The sequence below is a fragment of the Streptomyces sp. MB09-01 genome, from assembly GCF_033794505.1.
Classification (GTDB): Bacteria; Actinomycetota; Actinomycetes; order Streptomycetales; family Streptomycetaceae; genus Streptomyces.
In genome coordinates this window covers 1-24,017 of the sequence record NZ_JARAYQ010000006.1, presented here as the reverse complement: position 1 = coordinate 24,017, position 24,017 = coordinate 1, and the positions used below count along the sequence as shown (strand labels likewise).

Genomic DNA, 24,017 nt, shown 5'->3' with positions numbered 1-24,017 from the left:
GGGTCGGCAGGTCGGTCGCCTCGGACTCGCCGCCGAAGCGCTCGTCGAGGTGGGTGACCAGATCGGCCGGGGTGGGGTGGTCGAAGACGAGCGTGGCCTCCAGGGGCAGGCCGACGGCCGTGCCCAGCCGGTTGCGGAACTCGATGGAGCTCAGCGAGTCGAAGCCGAGTTCCTGGAAGGACCGGTCGGATTCGATCATGCCGGCGTCCGCGTAGCCGAGGACGGCCGCGGCCTGTCCCCGGACGAGCGCCGACAGCCTGGCGCGCCGCTCGTCGGGACCGAGGTGGGCCAGGCCCGGGTCGGCGGCGGGGGCCGGCGCCGACGTGCGTACCAGGCTGCGCAGCACGTGCGGTACGACGGCGGCCGGGCCGCGCCCGAGCCGCAGGACGGTGACCGCCGGGTGCGGTCCGGCGAGGGCCGCGTCGAGCAGGCCGAGGGCCGCCTCGGTGGGGAGCGGCTCGATGCCGCCGCGGGCCAGGCGGTCCCGGTCGGCGGCCATGCCCTCGTCGAGCGCCCACGGCCCCCAGGCCACGGACACGGCCCGGCGGCCGGATGCGGCGCGCTGGCGGGCGAGGGCGTCCAGGAAGGCGTTGGCGGCGGCGTAGTTGCCCTGCCCCGGGCCGCCCAGTACGCCCGCCACGGAGGAGAACAGCACCAGTTCGGCGTCGGGCAGCAGTGCGTCGAGGTGGGCGGCGCCTTCGGTCTTGGGCCGCAGCACCCGCTCCAGGCGCTCCGCGTCGAGGGCGGTGACCACCCCGTCGTCGAGTACTCCCGCGGCGTGCACGGCCATGGTCACCCGGCGGCCGGCCAGCAGGGTCTCCAGGGCGGCGCGATCGGCCACGTCACAGGCGGCCGCCTCGACCCGGGCGTCCAGTCCGGCCAGCCCGGCCGGGACCCGGCCGCTGCGGCTGACCAGCAGCAGGTCGCGTACGCCGTGCCGCTCCACGAGGTGGCGGACCACCGGTCCGGCGAGGGCGCCGCTCGCACCGGTCACCAGGACGGTGCCGGCCGGGCGCGGTTCGGGCGCCGGCGCCGGGGCCGGTACGCGGACCAGCCGGGCTCCCAGCACCTGGCCGTCGAGCAGGCGCAGGTGCGGCTCGTCGGAGCCGAGCGCGCGGGACAGCGGCGCGAGGTCCTCGGCGTCCACGAGACCGAAGCGGCCGGGGTGTTCGGACTGCGCGGAGCGCACCAGCCCCCAGGCAGCGGCCGTGGCCAGGCCGGGGGCGGTGGTGACGAGGACCAGCCGCGCGGACGCGAACCGCCGGCCGGCGAGCCACTGCTGGAGCCGGCCGAGCACCTCGGTGGTGAGGGCGCGGGCGGCCGGGGCGCCCTCGGCGGCTTCGGACGGGGCGGCCGGGACGGGCAGGACCACCACGGGCGGCACGTCCGTCAAGGCGTCAAGGTCCTCGGCCCGCACCAGCTGTGCCCCGGAAGCCTCCAGGGCTGCGCCGATCCCCTCCGGGTCCGCGCCGACGACCGCGTAGCGGGCCCCCGGTGACGGCTCGGGGGTCCCGACGGGCAGCCACTCCACCTGGTGGAGCGGCTCGGCCGGAGCGTCCGCCCGGCGCAGCAGCACCGAGTCGACGGAGGCCACGGGCGCGCCCGCGTGGTCCGTGAGCAGGAGCTCGACCGCGTCGGCCCGGTGGTGGACCACCCGTACCCGGGCGGCGGTCGCACCGGGAGTGTGCACGCGTACGCCGGACCAGGCGAACGGCAGGTAGGGGCCGTCCCCGTCGAGGGCCGAGGTGAGGGCCACCGTGTGCAGGGCGGCGTCGAGGAGCACCGGGTGCAGCGCGTGCGCCCCGGGATCGCCGTCGCGAGCGCCGTCGGAAACGACCTCGGGTACGACGACCTCCGCGAAGACGGCGTCGGCGGTGCGCCAGGCGCGGCGCAGACCCCGGAAGGCGGGCCCGTACCCCGTGAGCGTTTCGTAGAGGCGGGTGACGTCGAGTTCCTCGGCGTCCCCGGGCAGTGCCGGGGACACCGGGGGCTCCTCGGACGCGGGGGCGAGGACGCCGGTGACGTGGCTCGTCCAGCCGCCGTCCCCGGTGCGGGCGTGGATCCGGAAGGCCCGCGTCCCGTCGGGCTCGGCGAGGTCCACCAGGAGGCGCAGGTCGGCCTCGCCGGCTGCCAGCGGGGTGTGGGTGACGAGTTCGGCGATCCGGGGGCAGTGCAGGCGGGCTCCCGCCCGGAGGGCCAGGTCGACGAAGTACGTCCCGGGAACCAGTACGACGCCGTCGACGGTGTGGTCGGCCAGCCAGGGCCGCTCCGCCGTGGAGATCCGCGTGCTGAACACGTGTCCGTCCGGCAGTTCGACCTCTTCGGCCGCGCCCGGGGAACTCCCGGACGGGGTGCGGGTGGTGTCGACCCAGTGGCGCTCGCGGGCGAACGGGTAGCCGGGCAGCGAGAGCCGCCGCGGCCGCTCGGGCTCGGGCAGGGTGATCGCGGCGCCCTCGACCCAGGCCCGGGCCAGCTCGCGCAGGTCGTGGCCGTGGACCGGTGCGGCGGAGCGGCGCCTGCGTCCGCGGTACCAGCCCGCACCGGTGCGGAGCGCCTCGGCGAACTCGGCCGTCGTCGTGGCGACGACGGCGAGCCGCTCGTCGAGGTGGTCGCGTCCGGACCAGAGCGTGAAGGCGAGCGCCGCCGCGTCCACGCCCTCGCCGGTACCGGTGAGGCGGCGCGTCAGCTCGGCCGGGGTCGTCCCCCCGTCGACGCGGAGCCGGACGCCGAACTCCTCTTCGATGCGCCGGGAGAGGCGGGACAGGCGCGGGTAGTCGAGGCCGAGTTCCGCGAAGGGCTCACCGGGATCGACGGGGAAGCCCACGACCTCGGTCAGGATCCGCTCCAAGGCGTCGGGGCCGGCGCCCCGGCCGGTCCGGTCCAGGTGCGCGAGCAGCAGCGCCACGGTCTCGTCGAGCCGGGTGGCGTCCTTCGCGGAGAGCACGAAGAGCCGGGGGCGGTCCTCTTCCGGGGCCTGCGGCCCCCGCGCGACCGGGTGTTCGGCCAGCACCACGTGGGCGTTGGCGCCGCCCGCGCCGAAGGAACTGATCGCCGCGGTGAGCGGAGCGTCCGCGTGCGGCTTCCAGGGTTCCAGGGTGCGCTGCACGCGGAACCGCGAACCGGCCCAGTCCACTGCCGGGTTGAGCGGTTCGGCGTGCAGGGAGGGCACCAGTGCGCGGTGGCGCATCTGGAGGACGACCTTGGTGAGCGCGGCGACGCCCGCCGCCGACTCCAGGTGGCCGATGTTGGACTTGACGGATCCGATGGGCCAGGGCCCCCGGCCCGCGCCGACGGCGTCGAAGGCCCGCTCCAGGGCGGTGACCTCGATCGGGTCGCCCAGGCTGGTGCCGGTGCCGTGCGCCTCCAGGTAGCCGAGGTCGGCAGGGTCCACACCCGCCCCGGTGAGCGAGTCGCGGACGAGGGCGGCCTGCGAGGCCGGGCCGGGCACGGAGAACCCCCCGGTGTGACCGCCGTGGTTGAGGGCCGTACCGCGGATGACGGCGTGTACGTGGTCTCCGTCGCGCAGCGCGTCGCGCAGCGGCCTGAGCAGCACCACGCCGACGCCCTCGCCGGGCACGTAGCCGTCGCCGCCCTCGCCGAAGGCACGGCAGCGGCCGTCGGTGGAGAGGAAGGACGACTGGCTGAGCAGCAGGTACTTGTTGGGGTGGACGTGCAGGTTGACGCCTCCCGCGAGCGCGGCCTCGCACTCGCCCCGCCGGATCGCCTCGACGGCCAGGTGCAACGCCGTCAGCGAGGAGGAGCACATGGTGTCGAGCGCGATGCTCGGCCCCTTGAGGTCGAGGAAGTAGGAGACGCGGTTGGCGATCGACGCGCTGAACGACGAGGGCACGAGGCCCGGTTCCTCGCGGACGCCGTGCAGTTGGTACTGGTTGTACATCACGCCCGCGAACACGCCGACGGCGCGGCCCCGCCAGGCGGAGGGCGCGTGTCCCGCCTCCTCGAAGGCGTGCCAGGCCTCCTGGAGGAACAGCCGCTCCTGCGGGTCGAGGACGGCCGCCTCGTTGGGCGAGATGTGGAAGAACACGGCGTCGAACTCGTCGATGCCGTCGACGAATCCGCCCCAGCGGCCGTACGAGCGTCCGGGCACGCCCTTGGCGTCGCTGTGGATCGCACGGTGGTCCCAGCGGCCGGCCGGCACCTCGGTGATGCCGTCACGGCCGGCCTTGAGGTTCTCCCAGAACTCGTCGAGCGTGCGGGCGCCCGGGTAGCGGCCGCTGATCCCCACGACGGCGATCGCGTCGTCCTCGTCGCCGGTGCCGTCGCAGGCCCCCGTCAGGGGGGTCACGGGGGCGGTGACGGCGGTGACGTCCGCGGCCGCAGCGGCGGGGGACGCGACGGCCGGGGCCGGAACAGCGGGGGCCGCAACCGCCGGGGCCGCAGCGGCCGGGGCCTCGACGGTGAACCGTTCGGTGATCTCGGACGCCGAGCCCACCAAGGCCACCAGGTGCGGCCGGCCGCTGCCCACGGCCCGGAGCATGATGTCCACCGCGGTCGGGGTGTCCATGGCCTGCAGGCCCATCCGGCGCAGTGCGCGGTCGTCGAGCCGCATGCCTCCGTCCGCCCAGCCGGGCCACCCGATCGACACGACCCCCGGCTTGCCCTCGGCGAAGCCGTCGAGGAAGGCGTTGGCGCACGCGTAGTCGGCCTGGCCCTGGTTCCCCCAGGCGGCGGCCGTGGACGAGCAGAGCACGAGGAAATCCAGCCCCAGGTCCCGGGTGGCCTCGTACAGCAGGCGGGTGCCGGTGACCTTGGGTGCCAGTACGGCACGCACGTCCGCGGCGCTCTTGCCCGCGATCAGCCCGTCGCGCAGCACGCCGGCGGCGTGCACCACCCCGTCCAGCGCGCCGAACCGGGAGAGCGCCAGGCCGACCGCGCGGCGCACGTCCTCGGCGCGGGAGACGTCCGCGCCGACCACCTGCACCTCGGCCCCGAGGGCGGTCAGTTCGGCGCTCAGCGCGGCGGTGGCCGCGGAGTCGGCGGCCGTCCGTCCGCAGAGCACGAGCCGGGCCCGGACGGTCCGCGCCAGGTGCCGGGCCAGGGACAGGCCCACGCCGCCGAGCCCGCCCGTGATCAGGTACACGCCCCGTTCGCGCAGCCGGGCCGGGTGGTCCGGGGCCGGGGTGGGCAGGATCTCGCGCACGCTGCGCCGGCCCGCTTCGTAACGCACTTCCACGTTTGGTACGCCCGCGGCGAGCTCGGCCAGGGCATCGGCGCGCTCCGGGGAGCACACCACCGCGGCGCGCACGCCGGGCTGCTCCCGGTGGAGCGTGCGCAGCAGACCCGCGACCGCCGACGCCGCCGCACCCAGGGGCAGGTGGCAGACGATCCGTACGGGGCTGCGCCGGTTGCGCAGCAGGGCGGCCGCGAAGCCGGTCAGGGCGACGGCCTCGCCCTCGACGTCCTGCGGATCGGCGGGGGTCCAGAGCACGTCGGAGGCGTCGTGCCCGGCGAGCAGGGCCGCCCGGTCGCGCGCCGTCCTCCCGTCGACGGTCAGGACGGAGGCCGGTGCCGGTGCCGGTGCCGGCGGCAGGGGCGCGTCCCGCCAGCGGGGCTCGAACCAGACCACCTCGGCGGGCAGGTCCTCGCGTACGTCCTGCTCCTGCGGCGCCCCGACGGCCCCGCGGGCCCCGCCCTGGGGCAGTTCGTACGCGCCCAGGTACTCGACGAGGGCCGCGAAGGAGCTGTGCTCGAACAGCAGGGTGGGCGAGAAGTCGGTGCCGTACGCCCGCTCCAGGTCGGCGGAGATGCCCAGCAGCGCCGTCGAGTCCAGCCCCAGCTCGTAGAAGCCCGCCTCCTCGTCGAACTCGGCCCGCCCGAGCCGTTCGGCGAGCAGGCCGTGCACCAGGCTCGCGGCCGTTTCCCCGACGGGCACGGCCCCGGCCGGCGCGGTCACGGCCGGCTCCGCCGCGCGCGGGGAGCCGTCCAGCCGGGTGATGGCGTCCTCCTCCCGGACGCGCTTCGAGGTGAGGCCCCGCAGCCACAGCAGGATGCCGCCGTCGGCGTCGAGGAAGCGCAGGTCGCAGGTGGTCAGGTCGCCGGCGGGGCCGGTGGCGCGGGGCGGGGTGGCGTGCACCAGGGTGCGGGCCCCGACCGGCCCCCGGGCCCGGAAGGAGTCGATGAGCATCGGGATGTAGGGCCGGGCCGCCGCGCCGGCCCCGGCCGTGGCGAACTGCGTCGGCAGCAGCGTCGACGAGTCCAGCGCGGCCGGGTGCAGGTGGAAGTAGTCCGCGTACGCGGCGGCCTCCGGGCCCAGCGACAGGTCCGCGAGCAGCTCGCCGTCGCCGACGTGCAGGGTGCCCCTGGCGCGCATGAACTCCCCGTGCTCGATGCCGGTCCGGCGAACGAGCGCGTAGAGGTCGGCCATGTCGGCCGTACGGGGCGTGCGCGCGCGCAGGGCGGACAGGTCGACGGCCTCGGCCGGGAAGGGCAGGTCCAGATGGAGCCGGCAGTCGAGGACCGGCTCGGTCTCGCCCGTGGGGCGGCGGGTTCCGGTGACGGAGACCCGGTGGCCGTCCGCGTCCGCCGTGAACTCCACCCGCAGCTCGGTGTCGAAGTCCGGGCCGGCGGCCACGGGGTTGCGGAACAGCACGCGGCGCAGCTCCACGCGGGAGGTGTCGACACCACGGGCCCGCAGGATCCGGTAGATCATGTCGAGGAACGACACTCCGGGCAGGATGCGCGTGCCGTGCACGCGGTGGTCACGCAGCACCGGGTCGGTACCGCGCACCACCACGGAGCAGATCAGGCCGTCCAACGGGTTCATTTCTTTCCTTCCGGCACGGCGGAGAACTCGAGCTCGAAGAACGGCGCGGGGGCCGGTACGGGCGGTTGTGCGGGGGTGTGCGACGTGGGCCGGTCGAACCAGAAGCGCCGCCGCCGGTAGCGGGGCGGGTCCAGCGGTCCGCGCGCGGGGACGTGGGATCCGGGTGCCTGGCGCACCACCATGTGGGCGTTGGTGCCGCCGAACCCGAAGGAGCTGACGGCGGCCCGGCGCGTGCCGTCGCGGCCGGTGAATCCGCGCGGTTCCCGTACGGGGAACAGCGGCGACTCCTCGAAGCGGAAACGGCGGTTGAGGGTCTCGCAGTGCAGCGTCGGCGGCAGCTGCGCGTGGTGGACCGACAGCAGGACCTTGATCAGTCCGGCCATGCCGGCCGCGCTGAGGGTGTGTCCGATGTTGGTCTTCACACTGCCGACGCCGCAGAAGCCGACCTCGTCGGTGCGGGCGCGGAAGGCCTCGGTGAGCGCCTTCAGTTCCATCGGGTCACCGATCATGGTGCCGGTGCCGTGGGCCTCCACGTAACCCAGCTGGGCCGGGGAGACACCGGCGTCGGCCAGGGCCGCCTCGATCACCTCCCGCTGTGCGCGCGGGTTCGGTGTCGTGATGCCCATGGTGCGGCCGTCGTTGTTGACGGCACTGCCCTCGATCACCGCATAGATCCGGTCGCCGTCGCGCACGGCGTCGGACAGCCGCTTGAGCAGCAGCGTGCCGGCGCCCTCGCCGAGGACGATGCCGTCGGCCCGCTCGTCGAACGTGTGGCAGCGCCCGGTGGGCGACAGTGCGCCCGCCCCGCTCATCCCGACGAAGGGCACCTCGTCGAGGAGGATGTCGACCCCGGTCGCGAAGGCCAGGTCGCACTCCCCGGTCCGCAGGCCGGCGGCTGCCATGTGCACGGCGACGAGCGCGCTGGAGCAGGCGCTGTCGACGACGACGGACGGTCCTCGCAGGTCGAGGTGGTGGGAGAGCTGCGCGGCGATGAAGTTCTGCGCCATTCCGCTGATCGAGTGCGGACCCGCCGCGGCGACGTGCGCGCCGAAGTTCGCCGCACGGGCGCCTGCGAAGACGCCCACGCGCCGGCCCGCGACCTCCTCGGGGGTGAGTCCGGCGTCGGCCAGGCATTCCACGCCGGTCTCCAGGACCTGCCGGACCAGGGGGTCGACGTGTGCGGCCCCGGCCGGGTCGATCCGGAAGTGCTCGGGGTCGAAGTCCTCGATGGCGTCGAGGAAGCCGCCCCACTTGCTGACGGTGGTGCCGGGCTGCGGGTCGGGCCGCCAGAAGCGGTCCTTGTCCCAGCGGGAGGCCGGCACCTCCGTGACGGAGTCCGTCGCGGACATCAGGTTCCGCCAGAACGTGCCGTGGTCCGGGGCGCCGGGGAAGTGCGCGGCGATGCCGATGACGGCGATGTCCTCACGCCGCGCGGCCGCTCCGGCGACGGGAGCGCCGGACGCGACGGCCTCGGCCGGGGCCGCAGCGGTGACCACGGCAGGGGCCTGGGCCGCAGCGGTGGGCTCGGCAGGGGCCGGCGGGACGGCGGGCGCGACGGCCGGGGCGGCGTCCTCCGTAGGGGTCTCGAGCTCCGGCACCTGGTCGCGCAGGGCCTCGGCGAGGAGGGCCACGGTCGGGTTCTCCAGGATGGTCGAGGGCTCCGCCACGACGCCGAGATCCCGCTCCAGCGCGGCGATGATCTGGGCGATCATGATCGAGTCCACGCCCAGGTCTGCGAAGTCCTCGTCCCCTCCGATCGCCCCGGGGTCGAGCCGGAGCGTCGAGGCGATGACGCCGGTGACGCGGCGGACGAGGCCGTGCGCGGCCGGTACCCCGCGCGGGGCCGCCGGAGCCGGCGCGGGCGCCGTCCCGTCCGGCCGGCCCGGCGCGGGCACGGCCAGCAGCCGGGCGGCGTCGAAGCGTCCGGCGTCCACGACGCAGGGCAGCACGACCGGGTCGGGGCCGCTCATGGCGCGGTCCAGCAGGTCCAGCCCCGCCTCGGGGGCCAGGGTGCGCAGGCCGAGGTCCCGGTAGGCGGGGGTGTCGACCTCGGGCATGCCGGCCGCACGCCAGCTCGGCCACTGCAGCGACCGGATGACGGGGGAGGCGCCCCCGGTGGCGGTGCGGTACTCGGCGACGCGGTCCAGCACGGAGTTGGCCAGCGCGTAGTCGCTGAGGCCGACGGCCAGCGCGGGCACGCCGCCCGCGACGGACGAATACAGCACGACGAAGCGCAGCGGGTCGTCCGCGCAGCCGTCCAGGACGGCCTGGAGCCCGGCGGTCTTCGGTTCCAGGACCCGCTGCACGTCCTCGGTCCGCTTGCCGATGAAGGCCGGGTCGCGCATGACGCCGAGTCCGGCGCAGTGCACGATGCCGACGATCGGGCCCATCTCGCGCCGGGCACGGTCGAGCACTTCGGCGATCCCGTCCAGCGGGCCGGTCTCGACCGCCACGTGGGCCCCGGGGCGTTCCAGGGCCGCGAGGTCGCGCAGCCTGGCCGCGAGGGCCGGGTCGGTGCCGGGGTCCGCGAGGAGGGCGGGCCACTCGGCCCGGGCGGGCAGCGGGGTGCGGCCGAGAAGCACGAGCCGGTCGGCGCCCCGCTCGACGAGCCGGGCCGCGAGCAGCCGCCCCAGCGCGCCCGTCCCTCCGGTGATCACGACGGTCCGGCCGGCCAGGTCCGCGGACCAGTCGGCGGAGGCGGGCGCCCCGTCGGAGGGGCGCAGCACCGGACGGTGCCGCACGCCCGCCCGTACGCAGGCCTCGGTGACCGGGTCGGTCGCCGCGAGTTCGGCTGCGGCCGCCTCGCGCAGCGCGGCCGGGTCCAGGGTGTCGAGGTCGAGGGTGCGCGCGGACAGGCCGCGGTACTCGGCCGTGAGCATCCGGACGAGGCCGGCGTAGGCCGCGCCGCGCAGCGTGGGCCGCTCGGTCCGGAAGGTGGTGAGCCCCCGGGTCACGTGGAGGTAGCTGAAGCCGCGGGTGCGGTTCTCGGTGACCAGCTCGCGCAGGAGCGCGATCCGCGACCAGTCGGGGTCCGGTGCGGTGAGCGGTGCGTCCGACACGTCGGCCAGGTCGATCACGGCCGTCGCGAGGCGGGCCGCTCCCGCGATCCGCCGGGTGGCGTCCTCGTCGCCGTCGTCCACGCGGACCACCGTGGCGGCGGGACCGAAGGCCTTCGTGGCGAGGGATTCGTTCTCGGCGCGGGCCAGCACCAGGATTGCGGCGGGCAGTTCGGCGGGGGGCAGCGGAGCGGCCTCCCACCGCTTGACCAGGAGCAGTGCGGAGTCCTGCGGGGCGGACGCGCCCCCGGCGGCGGCCGGCGTCGGGAGCCAGTGCCGTTCGCGGGCGAACGGGTAGGTCGGCATGGATGCCGGCTGCGGCCGGTCGGTGCGCAGGGCGGCCCAGTCGATGTCGGCGCCGTCCTGCCAGAGCCGCGCGAGCCGGTCGAGCCGTCCCTCCCGTACCAGCCGGGCGAGGTACTCGGCGCCCTCCGGTTCGGACAGCCAGGCGTGGTCGCCGTCCGTACCGGTGGGGGCGTGCTCGGCCGCGAGGTGGGCGGCCAGCTGGTCGCGCAGGTCGCGGGTGGAGCGGGCGACCACCGCGAGCCGGGCTGCCATGGGGACGCGGGCGGTCTGGGAGGTGTACGCGAGCGAGGCGAGCGAGGCGAGCGACAGCGCGGGCGCGTCCGTGCCGTTGCCGTTGTCCGCGTCCGCGTCCGCGTCCGCGTCCGCGTCGAGGAACTCCACCATCGCGGCGGCGTACCGGCGCAGGGCGGCTTCGTCCCTGCCCGACAGCAGGAACACCTCGTCGGCGTCGTCCCGCAGCGGGGCCGGGGGCGGGCCGGCGGGTGCCTCCTCCAGGACGACGTGCGCGTTGACGCCGCCGAAGCCGAAGGAGCTGACGCCCGCGCGCAACGGCAGGGGCGCGCCGTCGGGGTCCGTGGGCGCCCACGGCGTCGTCTCCCGTACGGGCCGGAACGGCGTACCGGTGAGGTCGATCAGCGGGTTGAGCGTCTGGAGGTGCAGCGTCTTCGGCAGGGTGCGGTGCCGCATCGCCAGCACCACCTTGATGACTCCGGCGATGCCTGCGGCGGGCTCCAGGTGTCCGATGTTGCTCTTCACGGTGCCGATGCCGCAGGGCGTGGCGGGTCCGTCGGCCAGGGTCCGGTGGGCCCGGACGAGGCCGTCGATCTCCACCGGGTCGCCGAGGGCGGTGCCGGTGCCGTGGAGTTCGGTGTAGGACACCGTCCCGACCGGTACCCCCGCGTCCCGGTAAGCCTCGACGAGCAGGGCGGCCTGGGCCAGCGGGTTGGGGGCGGTCAGCGAGGAGGCGTGCCCGCCGTGGCCGACCGCGCTGCCGCGGATCACCGCGTGCACCCGGTCGCCGTCGGCGAGGGCGCGGGAGAGCGGCTTGAGGACGAGGACGCCCACGCCCTCCCCCTTGACGTACCCGTCGGCCGTCGCGTCCAGGGCCTTGCAGCGGCCGTCCGGGGAGAGCACCCCGAGCTGGTTCCCGGCCACCACGGTCTGCGGCGAGAGCACCAGGCTGACGCCGCCGGCGACGGCGAGCTCGCTCTCCCCCGCGCGCAGGGCCCGGACGGCGCGGTGCAGCGCCACCAGGGAGCTGGAGCAGGCGGTGTCGATGCTCTCGCTCTGGCCCTTGAGGTCCAGCAGGTACGAGATGCGGTTGGCCAGGACGGTCCGCGCGAGCCCGGTGCCCGCGTGGGGGTTGACCTGCTCGCCGCGCAGGACCATCGACTCGTAGTCGTTGAACTGGACGCCGGCGAAGACGGAGACGCGGCGGCCGGCGAGCCGGTCGGCCCGGCAGCCCGCGTCCTCCAGGGCGGCCCAGGTGTGTTCGAGGAACAGCCGGTGCTGCGGGTCCATGACCTCCGCCTCGGCGGGCGAGATCTTGAAGAACCGCGCGTCGAACCGGTCCACGTCGCTCAGGAAACCGCCCCAGCGGGCGGTGCCGCCGAAGCGCCGGGACACCTCCTGCCAGTCCCAGCGGTCGGCGGGGGTCTCGGTGATCAGGTCCTCACCGTCCCTGAGGTGCCGCCAGAACTCCGCCAGGTCCGCCGAGCCCGGGAAACGTCCGGACATGCCGACGATGGCGACGGCGTCCTCCCGGGCGGGCTCGGTGGACGAAACGGCGGAAGGAGCGCCGGAGACGGCGGCGGTGGCGGTGGCGGTGGCGGTGTCGGCGATGGTGGGGGCGGTGAGGGGCGCGGCGGCCGGTTCCCCGCTCACGGTGGCGGGCGTCCGGTTCCGTTCCGCCAGGGAGGGGTGCTCCGCGAGCAGGTGCCGGGCGAGCCTCTCGACCGTGTTCTCACCGAACAGGGTCGTCGTCGGCACCGAGACGCCGTAGCGCTCCTCCAGTGCCACGGAGAGGGACTGGAGCCCGAAGGAGTCCAGTCCGTACTCCCCGAAGCCGGCCTCCGGGTCCAGCGCCTTCGGCGCCAGGCCCAGCAGTTCGGCGACGAGCTCCCGCAGCCGCTCGGTCAGATCGCCCGCGTTCGCCGGAGCGGCGGGAGAGACGGGAGAGACCGGGGCGGCGGCAGGCGCCGGGGCTGCCGGGGCTGCCGGGCGGGCGCGGTGCCCGTACTCCCGGATCCGCATCGCGTCGACCTGCTCGCGCATCCGCTCGGGTGCTCCGGGCAGTACGGCGACCTGGGGGCGCCCCAGCCGCAGGGCGAGGTCGAGCAGCCGTTCGCCCTCCTCGGCCTCCAGGTAGCGGAAGCCCGTGTCGGCGAGGTAGCGGCGCTCGTCCTCGGCCTCGACGTGCATGCCTCCGGCACGCCACATGGGCCAGTCGACCGAGACCGTGTGCCCGCTGCGGCGGCCGGCCGTACGCAGTGCCGCGCGCTCCTCGGCGAAGCCGTCGAGGTAGCGGGCGCCGACGGCGTAGTCGACCAGGCCGTAGTCGCCGAGCTGCCCGGCCAGCGAGGAGTATAGGACGAACAGGTCCAGCGGTTCGTCACGGGTCACCTCGTCGAGTACACGGGTGCCCTCGAAACGGGCCCGCAGGTGGGAGCGGAACTCCGCGAGGTCCTTGCCGGGCAGCGGTGTGCGCGAGGCGGTCGCCGCCAGGTGGAAGACCCCGTGCAGCGCGCCCCACTTCTGCTTGACGTCCGCCACGACGCGGGCCATGGCGGCCTGGTCGTCCACGGACGCCTGGAAGTAGGCGACCTCGCCGAGGGCGCGCAGGCCGGCGAGTTCGCGGGCCCGGTCCGCGGCGGAGGACCGGCCGGTGAGGGCCACCCGGGCGCCGCGCGCCAGCAGGGTACGGGCGAGGAGCAGCCCGAGGCCGCCGGCGCCGCCGGTCACCAGGTGGACGGCCCCGGGGCGCAGCGGGGACTCGGTGACGGGGCTCGGGTCGGTCTCCGTGAGCACGCGCACGGTGCGGCCGGTCGCGGAGAGGCGGACGGCTGCCGAGGAGAGCCGCTCGGCGGCCACCTCGGCGAGCAGGGCGGCCGGTTCGACCTGGCCGGCGACGCGTACGACGCCGAAGGCGGTGCCGGGCAGGGCGGCACGCAGCGAGGTGTCGAACCCTCCCCAGGCCTCCGCCACGGCGCCCTCCGGCACCAGGGCCTGGATCCGCGCGGCGGCCCGGGAGGCCGTCATGGCGCGTACGAGCAGGAAGGCCGACTCGATGCCCAGGTCCGGGCGCTCGGGGTGGAGCAGCGGCCACTGGAGGACGATCCGGTCCGCGCCGGCGGCGAGCAGCCGGGCGTAGTCCTCGGCCTCGCCGGGGCGGATCGTGACGGTGGAGCCCTCGTCGGCGTAGGCGGATCCGGCCCGTACGGTGACGGCACCGGGGACCGGCAGGTCGCCGAACACCAGCACCCGGCCCGGGTGCGGGGCGGCGGGCGGCACGGGCTCGGCCACCCATTCGGCCGTGAAGAGGCTGACGGGTGCCGGGCCGGCCGGAGCGTCGGCCGCCCCGGAGCCCGACTCGGAGGCGGGGCGCGACTCGGACGCTGAGCCCGACCCGGAAGGGGCCCCGGCCCCGGTCCGTGCGACGGACCCGGCCGCGGCCTTCGGCACGGCCGCGGGGGCCGGCCCCGGGACGGCCGCGGGGGCCGGCCCCGGGACGGCCGCGGGGGCCGTCGCCGGGACGATCGCGGGGATGGTCGCCGGGACGGTCGCCGCGGTCGCCTGCGCGGCAGCCGCCGCGGGGGCGCCGTCGGTGAACCAGTACCGCTCGGCGGCGAAGGGGTACGGCGGCAGCGAGCGCAGCTTCGGCGTCCGCTCCCATCGGGCGGACCAGTCGACCGTCGCGCCGCGCACCCACGCGGCGGCGGTCTCCTCGTCGCCCCGCCCGTCGAACGGCGCGCGGTCGGCGTGCCGTTCGACGCGCCCCCGGTGGATGCCGGCGACGTCCCCGGCGAGGTAGCGGCGCAGGGTGTCCACCGCGTGCTCGCCCGAGTCCGCGACGAACGCGAGGCGTTCGGCGTGTTCGGTGCGGCCGGACTGGAGGGTACGCGCGGTTCCGGCGAGGTCGTGCTCCCAGCCGTCCCGGGCTTCGACGAGGGAGCGTGCGGTGGCCCGCAGCCGCTCCGGGTCGCGGGCGGAGAGGACGAACACGGCCGGACGGCCGGACGGCGCCGGTTCGTCGGCCGGGTACTCCTCCAGCACGACGTGGGCGTTGACCCCGCCGTAGCCGAACGAGCTGACCCCGGCGCGGCGCGGGACACCGGGCGCCACGGGCGTCCAGTCACGTGCCTCCACCGCGATCTCGCAGGCCGTGCCCTTCAGCGCCAGGTGGGGGTTGAGTTCCGGGCCGTGCGGGTCCCCGGTGATCCGTCCGTGGCGCATCGACAGCAGGACGCGCAGCACGGCGGCGATGCCGGCCGCCGGTTCCAGGTGGCCGATGGTGTTCTTCAGGGCCCCCAGGGCGCAGTGCGGGGCGGCCGGAGCCGGGTGGCCCCAGTCGCGGTAGAGCTCGGCGAAGGCCTGGCGCAGGCCGTTGGTCTCGGCGGGGTCGCCGATGACCGTGCCGGTGCCGTGGGTCTCGACGTACCCGATGGTCGCCGGGTCCACGCCCGCCTCGCGGTGGGCCTTCACGATCACCTCGGCCTGGCCGCGCGGGTTGGGCGCGGTCAGCGAGTTGGAGCGGCCGCCGTGGTTGACGGCGGTGCCGCGCAGGACGGCGAGCACCGGGTTGCCGTCGGCACGGGCGCGGCTGAGCCGCTTGAGCACGACGGCTCCGACGCCCTCGCCGCGCACGTATCCCGCGGCGTCCTTGTCGAAGGCCCGGCCCACGCCGTCGGGGCTGAGCATGCCGGCCCGTTCGAGGGAGGCGAAGGTGACCGGGGACAGCATGAGGCTGACGCCGCCCGCGATGACGGTGTCGCAGTGTCCGAGGCGCAGGGCCTCCGCCGCGCGGTGCAGGGCCACGAGCGAGCTGGAGCAGGCGGTGTCGACGGGTTCGCTGGGGCCGCGCAGGTCGAGGTGGTACGAGATGCGGTTGGCCAGCATGGAGGGGGTCAGGCCGGTCGAGGAGTAGGCGTCGGTGGCCGTGTCCGAGCGCTGCACGAGCTCGGCGTACTCGGACGAGCCGACGCCGACGAACAGGCCGGTGTCGGTGCCGGCGAGCCGGGTCGGGTCGATGCCCGCGTCCTCCAGCGCCGACCACACCGTGCGCAGCAGCAGCCGCTGGCGGGGGTCCATCCAGCGGGCCTCGCGGGGCGAGATGCCGAAGAACAGCGGGTCGAAGCGGTCGATGTCCGGCATGAAGCCGCCCCGGGTGATCCGGGTCCGGTCGGGGTGCAGGGCCGGGTCCCCGTAGTGGGCGCCGCTGTCCCAGCGGTCGGCGGGCACCTCGGAGAAGAGGTCGCCGCCCTTCTGGAGGGCCGCCCAGAACTCGTCGAGGTTCCGTGCTCCGGGCAGGGTGCCCGCCATGCCGACGATCACGACCGGGTCGTCCTCCGCCGGCAGGTCCCGCGCGGGGTCTGCCGGCAGGCTCGGGGCGGCGTCCGGGTGCTCGTTCTCCAGCCACTCGGCGAGCGCGGAGGGGGTGGGGGTGGCGAGCAACTGGTCGGGACCGACGGGCACGCCGAAGGCGTTGGAGACCTCGTCGGCGAGCCGGATCAGGCCGAGGGAGTCCAGGCCGTGCTCGTGGAAGGAGCCCGCCGGGTCGAGGTCGGCAGGGGGGTATCCGGTGACCGTGCCCAGCAGGGCCAGTACGGCGTCCCGGAGCCGGGTGCCCCGGGCGGGGACGTCCGCGGTTCCGGACGCCGCCGGGGCCGCGGGGGCCACCGGGGCGGCGGAAGCCGCCGGGGTGACGGAAGCCGCCGGGGTGACGGCGTCGATCCAGCAGCGGGTCCGCGCGAAGGGGTATCCGGGCAGGGACAGGGCCGGTACCGGACCGGGCCGGCCGGCCTCCCAGTCGAAGACCTCTCCCCCGGCCCAGCGGCGGGCCGTGTCGTGCGGATCCGCCGCGGAGGGGAGGGAGGCGGCGCCGGGCTCGGCCGTCACGACGCCCGCGTGGCCGCCGGGCCGCCCGGCGAGGAACGCGTCGAGCGCCTCGGCGAGTTCCCCCGCCGACCGTGCGACGACGGCGAACCGGTGGGCCATGGCCTCTCGGCCGGTCTGCAGGGTGCGGGCGAGGCGGACGAGGTCGACGCCGGCGCCGCCCCCGGCGCGGCCCGCGAGCTCGCGCAGGGTCGTGCCGCCGTGCACGGAGCCCGCCCCGACCGAGGCGCCGAGGCCGATCAGCCGGACCATCGTGGCCGGGTCCAGGCCCAGTTCGTCGAGGGGTTCGTCCACCGCCGTGGCGGGAACGCCGGCCGCGGCCGCGATGTCCCGGGGATCGGCGCCGGTGCCCGTCGCACCCAGCCAGGTCCGCATGCCCGCGACGACGCGGCGCAGTCCCTCCGCGTCCCGCGCGGAGAACGGGAAGACCTCGGGTCCCTGCGCGCCGTCGGGCCGCGGGGCGGGTGTCCGGTGCTCCTCGACGACGAGGTGGGCGTTGGAGCCGCCCGCGCCGAAGGCGCTGACGCCCGCGCGCAGGGGCTCGGAGCCCGTCCAGGGGGCGAGTTCGCGCTGCACCCGGAAGGGCACGGTGTTCCAGTCGACGGCCGGGTTGAGGGTGTCTGCGTGCAGGGAGGGCGCCAGTTCGCGGGCCTTCATCTGGAGCAGCACCTTCGTGAGGGCCGCGATGCCCGCGGCCGACTCCAGGTGGCCGACGGAGGACTTGACCGAGCCGAGCGCGACCGAGCCGGCCGGCAGGTCACCGAAGGCCCTAACGAGTCCGGCGACTTCGGCCGGATCGCCCAGCGCGGTCCCGGTGCCGTGCGCCTCGACGTACGAGATCCCGTCGGCCGGCACTCCGGCCGTGCGCAGGGCCCGGGCGATGACCTCGCCCTGGGCGCCGGGGCTGGGCACGGCGAATCCGCCCGTCTTGCCGCCGTGGTTGACGGAGCTGCCGAGGATCACGCCGAGGATGCGGTCCCCGTCGCGCTCGGCCGCCGCCAGCGGCTTGAGCAGGACGGCGCCGACGCCCTCGCCGGGCACCATGCCGTCGCCGTCCGCCGAGAAGCTGCGGCACCGCCCGCTCTCGCCGGTGAACCCGCCGGCCGCCAGCTGGCGGTACTTGCGCGGGTGCGGGGCGAGGTTGACGCCGCCGGCGAGCGCGTAGTCCGCCTGACCGGTCGCCAGGGCCTCGCAGGCGAGGTGGATGGCGGTGAGGGAGGAGGAGCACATGGTGTCGACGGCGAGGCTCGGCCCGTGGAAGTCGAAGAAGTACGAGACCCGGTTGGCGATGGACGCGTAGCCCATGCCGCCGGCGAGGCCCCGCTCGTCCTCGAAGAGCTGGTAGTGCCCGTACATCACACCCACGTACACGCCGACGCGGCTGCCCCGCAGGCGGGCCCGGGTGTAGCCGGCGTCCTCCAGCACGTGCCAGGAGGTCTGGAGGAACAGCCGCTCCTGAGGGTCGGTCAGTTCGGCTTCCCGCAAGGACATCTGGAAGAAACGGGGGTCGAACTCGTCGATCCCGTCCAGGAATCCGCCCCAGCGGCTCACCGGCTGACCGTCCGCGTCGACCAGAGCCCGGTGGTCCCACCGGTCGGCGGGCACCTGACCCACACAGTCGCGGCCGGACCGAAGGTTCTCCCAGAAGGCGTCGAGGTCCTCGGCCCGGGGGTAGCGGCCGGCGACGCCGACGATCGCGACGCGGTGGTCGGCGTCCGGCACGGACTGCGCCGGGCGCGCGGCCGGACGTACGCCGGCACCGGGCGCGGGGACGGCCGGGACGACGCCCTGCGCGGGAGCGGGAGCCGGAGCGGCGGCCGGGGCCGGGGCGGGCCCGGCGGCGGGCTCGGGAAGGAGCGCGCGCACCCGCTCGGCGTGCCGCTCGACCAGGTAGTCGGCGACTTCGCGGACGGTCGGGTACTCGAACAGCAGGGACACCGGCAGCTCGCCCATGCCCTCGGCGAGGACGTCCACGATGAGGGGCACCGTCAGCGAGTCGACGCCGAAGTTCTCGTACGTCTCGTCCAGCCACAGCCGTTCGCGCGGCACCTGGAGGATCTGCGCGAAGGCGTCCTTCACGTACTCCCGCGCGGCCTCCAGCAGCGCGTCGCCCTCCGTGCCGGACGGCCCGGACGACGGGAGCGCGGGCTCCGCGGCGCGCGGCGGCGCGGTGGACGCCGCGGCGGCGGCCGTGGGCGGCGTGCCGCCCGGTGCCGTCTCCGCGACCACCACGTGCTGGCTCAGCCCCTCGTCCGCCGGCACGGCCCGGCTGCGGGTGAAGCCGGCGAGGGCGAGGGCCTTGCGCCATCCGGGCGCGGAGAGCAACGGGGAGCCGGGCAGGCGCAGTTCGGCGTCCTCGTGCAGCCACCAGCCGTCGAGCAGGCCGAAGGTGAGGGTGGCGGTGAGGACGTTGCTGCTGGCCTCGTTGAGGACCAGCCGTCCTCCGGGCTTGAGCAGCCGGCTCACCGCGCGCAGGGTGGCGAGCAGGTCGGCGGTCGCGTGCAGGACGTTGGCCGCCACGACCAGGTCGGCGCTGCCCGGGGTGAAGCCCTGGGTCTCGGGGTCCGCGGAGATGTCGAGCCGCTGGAAGCGGACGTACGGGTGCGCCTCGGCGAACCGCTGCTCCCCATGCCGCAGGAAGGCGCGGGAGATGTCGGTGTAGACGTACGTCACCTCCGTGCCCGAGGCGGCGAGGGCGGGGAGGACGCTCGCGGTGGTGCCGCCGGTGCCCGCGCCGATCTCGATGACGGTGAGCGGGCCCTCGTGGCGGGACAGCAGGTCCTGGACGGCGCCCACGACGAGTTCGTTGGCGCGGTCGACGACCGGGCTGCCCCGATAGGCGCCCTCGACGAGGGCGCTGGAGCCGCCCGGGAACATCACGTCGGTGGCACGGACGTTGCCGCGCAGCACACCGAAGAGGTTCTGCATGCAGGGGCGCAGCAGCCGGTCGAAGCGGTTGAGCGCGGGCTTGCGCTCGCACAGCTCGACCAGGTCCGCCTCGGGGTGGTCGGAGGCCCGGCGTCCGGTGGGGACGAGTGCTCCGCCCCGGTCGTCGAGGAAGCCGCCCTCGGTCAGCTGGCGCAGGAGCTCGGCGAAGAGCCTGCGCTGCGCGGGGACGACGCCGAGCCGCTCGGCGAGCGCGTCGGGCCGCCGGCTCTCGGCGTCACCGAGGTACACCCCTTCGCGCCGGAAGAGCGTCCACAGCCAGTCGCACATGATCTCGGTGAGGCGGGCGTCGTCGGCCTCGGTGAGCAGCCGGGCGACCGGGGGGAGCTGGGCCAGCGACGGGACCAGGGACACGTCGTCGTCGGGCGTCCCCGGGTCGCCCGGCGTCGTCCCCGGGCCGGCCGGTTGCCCGGCGGCCCGACGCGGCTGGGCGCCGACCGCGGCGAGTGCGGCCGCGTCGGCCTTGACCACGACGACCTGCCGGTCGTCGCGTCCGAGCACGGCGTGCACGGCGGCCATCCCCTCCTCCGGGGTGATCGAGTGGATTCCGGTGGCGGCGAGCCGCTCGCGGTAGCGCTCGTCGGCGACGATGCCGACGGTTCCCCAGTAGCCCCAGTTGATGACGGCCACCCGGGCCCCCAGCATCCAGTCGAGGTGGTGGGCGAAGGCGTCCTCGAAGGTGGATCCGGCCGCGTAGTTGCCCTGGCCGGCGCTGCCGGAGAGGGCGACCGCCGAGGAGAAGAAGAGGACGAAGTCCAGGCCTCCCACGCCTCTCAGGGCGGCGTGCAGGGCGACGGAGGTGTGCGCCTTGGCGTCGAGGACGGAGCGGAAGGTCTCCTCCGTCATGGTGGCGACGGTCTGGTCGCGCAGGACGATCGTGGCGTGGAAGACGCCGTGCAGGGCGCCGTGGGTGCTCCTGGTCCACTCGACGGCCTCCCGCAGCGCGGCGGGGTCGGTCGCGTCGGCCCTGCGGTAGGAGACGAGGGTGCCGTCCGGGTCGATGGCGCGCAGCCGTGCGCGGCGGTCGGCGTCCAGTTCGCTGCGTCCGAGGAGGACGACCTTCGCCCGGTAGCCGCGCACCAGCCATTCGGTGAGTTCCAGGCCGATGCCCCCGGCCCCGCCGAGGATCAGGTAGGTGCCGTCCCTGCGGATCCGCTCCTGCGGGGGCGTGACGGCGACCGGGGCGAGCCGGCGGTGGTGGAGCACGCCGCGGCGCACTGCGTAGGGGCCGCCGGCGGGGGCGTCGAGGACGTCCGCGGCGGGCCCGTCGGCGGAGGAGCGGTCGACGACGGTGACCTGCCAGCGGGGGTGTTCCTGGGCCAGTGACAGGGCCAGGCCGTGCAGGCCGGCCGCGTACGGGTTGGCGACGGGTTCGCCCGCCGTGGTGAGGGCGTCCTCGGTGACCACGGTGAGGCGGACGGCCGAGCGGGTCCGCTGGAGGACCTTGGCGAGCCGGAACAGGGCGAGGACACCGCGTTCCTGGGCCGCTTCGAGCGCGGCGGTGTCGTCGGTGCCGCCCCCGGCGCGGGGGGCGAGGAGGATCACGTGGTCGGGCCGGCCGGCCGCGGTGGCGACGCGGTCGTGGTCCAGTTCGACGACGGTGCCGCCGAGGCGGGCGCGCAGGGCGGCCGCCAGCGGTGCCGAGTCCGGTGGGCTCACGAGCCAGGTGGTGGCCCCGTCGGGGAGCGGCTCCGGGGACCGTCCGGACAGCTCGGTCCAGCGGGGTACGAACATCAGGTCGTCCGCGGCGGCGGCCGCCGCGGCGGACACGGCCGCTGCGGCGGGGGATCCGGCCGGCCGGGCCTGGGCGACGCCGGGCGCGGGCCGCAGCGACAGGTCGCGCAGTAGCACGCGGACGTTCCCCTCGGAGTCGGTCAGGGTGAGGTCGTAGCGGTCGGTGCCGACCGTGCGGACGTGGGCGTACCCGAGGTCCGTCACCGGGGCGTGGACCTCGGCCGCGGTGAGGGCGTACGGCACCATCGCGGGGCCGTTGTCCCGGTCCCTGAGGACGGCGAAGGCGTGCAGGGCGCCGTCGACCACCGAGGGGTGGAGGGCGGAGCCGGCGAAGCGGGCGGCCTCGGCGGGGATCCGCAGGCGTACGAGCGCCTCTCCGTCGCCCGCGGCGATCCATTCGACGGCCCGCAGGGCGGGACCGTAGAACAGTCCCGCCGCCGTGAGGTCGGCGTAGAGGCCGGCGCCGTCGTGGCGGCTGCCGAGGCGGGCCCGTACGGCGTCGATGTCCAGGGCCTGCCCGGCGGGCGCGGTCAGGGGCTCCACCCGGCCCTCGGCGAGGAGTTCGCCGGTGTCGTCGCGCAGGTCGAAGCGCGTGCCGTTGTCGCCGCGGCGCAGCCGTGTCCTGGCCGTGCGCTCGGCGCCGCCCACGACGAAGGGCCGCAGCCATCGGACGTTCGACAGCCGCAGCCGCTCCCCCGCCCCGGCCGCCTCGGCGGCGGCGCGGGCCATCTCCAGGACGGCGGCGGCGGGCAGCAGGCGGGTCTCCCCGAGCCGGTGACCGCCGATGTAGGGGTGCTCGGGGCCGAAGGCGGTCCGGTAGGTCAGGCCGTCCAGGCTCTCGGCCGGGTCGATCGCGTCGAGCAGCGGGTGCACCGGACCCGTTGCGGTGCGCCCGACGGCCGGTGCGGGCGGTGCGGGGGGTGCGGGCGGCGACCAGATGGTGTCGGTGAGCCAGCAGCGGAGTTCCTCGAAGGGGTAGCCCGGCAGCGGCACGCGGCTGCCGTTCCGCGTCGGCCACGTGACCGGGGCTCCGGCGGCCCAGGCGGCGCCGATGGATGCCGGGTCGCTGCTCGTGGGGGCGGCGGCGCGGGAGCCGGCGCGGCCGCGGGCGCTGCCCGTCCACACTCCCGTCGGGTCGTCCCCGCGCAGCCGGGCCACCAGCTCGGTGACGGTGGAGGCCAGGACGACCATGCGGTCCGCCCACTCCTCGCGCCCCTGCTGGAGGGTGAACGCCACGTCCGCGAGGCGGGGTGACGATCCGTCCGCCAGGCCGCGTTCCAGGGCGTCCGCCAGTTCGGCGGCGAGCACGGGAAGCCGTTCGGGCACCCGGGTGGAGAGCGGGAACAGGTACGGGCCGGGCTCCTGCCCGGCGGCCGGCGGGGCGACGTACTCCTCCACGACGAGGTGGGCGTTGGCCCCGCCCGCGCCGAAGGAGCTGAGGCCCGCGCGCCGGGGGGCGCCGGCGGGCCGGGGCCACGGGGCGAGCTCCCGCTGCACGTGCAGCGGGGTCGAGTCGAAGTCGATGTTCGGGTTGAGCGGGTCCGCGTGCAGCGAGGGCACGAGCCGGCCGTGCCGCATCTGGAGCAGCACCTTGCACAGCCCGGCCATGCCGGAGGCCGATTCGAGGTGGCCGACGTTGGACTTGACCGAGCCGATCGGAAGGCTGCGCGGGGGCAGTCCGGCCTCGGCCAGGGCGCGGGCGAGTCCGCGGATCTCGACGGGGTCGCCGAGGGCGGTGCCGGTGCCGTGCGCCTCCAGGTAGCCGAGGGTGGCCGGGTCCACGCCCGCCTCGCCGAGCGCCTGGGCGACGAGGTCGCCCTGGGCGACGGGGTTGGGCACGGTGAAGCCGTTGGTGCGGCCGCCGTGGTTGACGCTGGTCCCGAGGATGACGCCGTGGATGTGGTCGCCGTCCCGGACGGCGTCCGCGAGCGGCCGGAGCAGCACCGCTCCGACGCCCTCACCGGGGACGTAGCCGTCGCCGTCCGCGCCGAAGCTGCGGCAGCGGCCGTCGCTGGAAGTGAAGCTGCCCTGGCCGAGGAAGCGGTACTTGTACGGGTGGACGTGCAGGTTGACCCCGCCCGCGACGGCCATGTCGGTGTCCCCGGCGCGCAGGTCGCGCACGGCCAGGTGAATGGCCGTCAGCGAGGAGGAACACATCGTGTCCACGCCCAGGCTGGGGCCGGTGAGACCGAGGGTGTAGGAGACGCGGTTGGCGATCGAGGCGTGCGAGGAGGCGCCGATCCGGCCGTCCTCGGCCTCGTGCAGCTGGTAGAGCCCGTACATCGCGCCGACGTACACGCCGACCCGGTGGGAGCGCAGGTCCGCGCGGGTGCGTCCGGCGTTCTCCATGGCGTGCCAGGCGGTCTGGAGGAAGAGCCGTTCCTGGGGGTCGACGATCTCCGCCTCGCGGGGGGAGACGCCGAAGAAGAGCGGGTCGAACATGTCGATGCCGCGCAGGAAGCTGCCCCAGCGGCTGTATCGGGCCGCCCGGTCGGCGGGGGTGGCCTGGTCGTAGTCCCGCCAGTCCCACCGGTCCGCAGGGATCTCGGTGATCAGGTCCCGGCCCGCCTGGAGGTGGTCCCAGAACTGCTCGAGGGTGTCCGATTCGGCGAAACGTGCGGCGACGCCGACGATGGCGATCGGCATGGGCCCCGAGGGGGCGTGGGCGGAGGCCCCGGCGGCCACCGGGAGCACGGCCGGGGCGGGGGCCACCGGCTCCGCAGCCCCGTCCGCCCGGGGTGCCGGCGCGGTCACCGGTGCGGGCGCGGGCGCCAGTTCGGCGAGGCGGGAGCCGTGGTGCTCGGTGAACCAGCCGGCGAGGGAGCGCAGGTCCTGGTACTCGAAGAACAGGGTCTTCGGCAGGGATCCGAAGTGGTCCTCCAGGCGGCGGGTCAGGTCCATGATCAGCAGCGAGTCGATGCCGAACCGCTCGAACGGCGCGTCGGCCTCCATCTCCTCGGCCGGGAACTCGAAGACCTCCGCGAGCACCCCGCGCAGGAACTCCTCGGCCGCGTCGGCGGACGGCGCCGCCGGCTCCGCGGTCGGAAGGGCCTGGGTGGACGGAACGGACGGGGCGGGGG

The 24,017-nt window shown here is 75.9% G+C and carries 2 protein-coding genes (1 of these 2 running past the window's edge); both read right to left on the bottom strand.

What is annotated here, in order from left to right; all coding sequences use genetic code 11:
- A protein-coding gene (locus tag PV721_RS02340) for an SDR family NAD(P)-dependent oxidoreductase (protein WP_319721070.1) crosses the window boundary here: on the bottom strand, nucleotides 1-6,784 show its 5' portion. 230 nt of this gene lie to the left of the window's left edge; the window shows 6,784 of its 7,014 coding nt (coding positions 1-6,784); the start codon lies at nucleotides 6,782-6,784; its stop codon lies off the left edge, out of view.
- Nucleotides 6,781-23,925 carry an SDR family NAD(P)-dependent oxidoreductase gene (locus tag PV721_RS02335; protein ID WP_319721069.1) on the bottom strand — a complete coding sequence of 5,715 codons (17,145 nt, stop codon included), beginning with the start codon at nucleotides 23,923-23,925 and terminating at the stop codon, nucleotides 6,781-6,783. Before PV721_RS02335 ends, PV721_RS02340 begins: the two co-directional genes overlap by 4 nt.
- Nucleotides 23,926-24,017 lie beyond the last annotated feature (92 nt).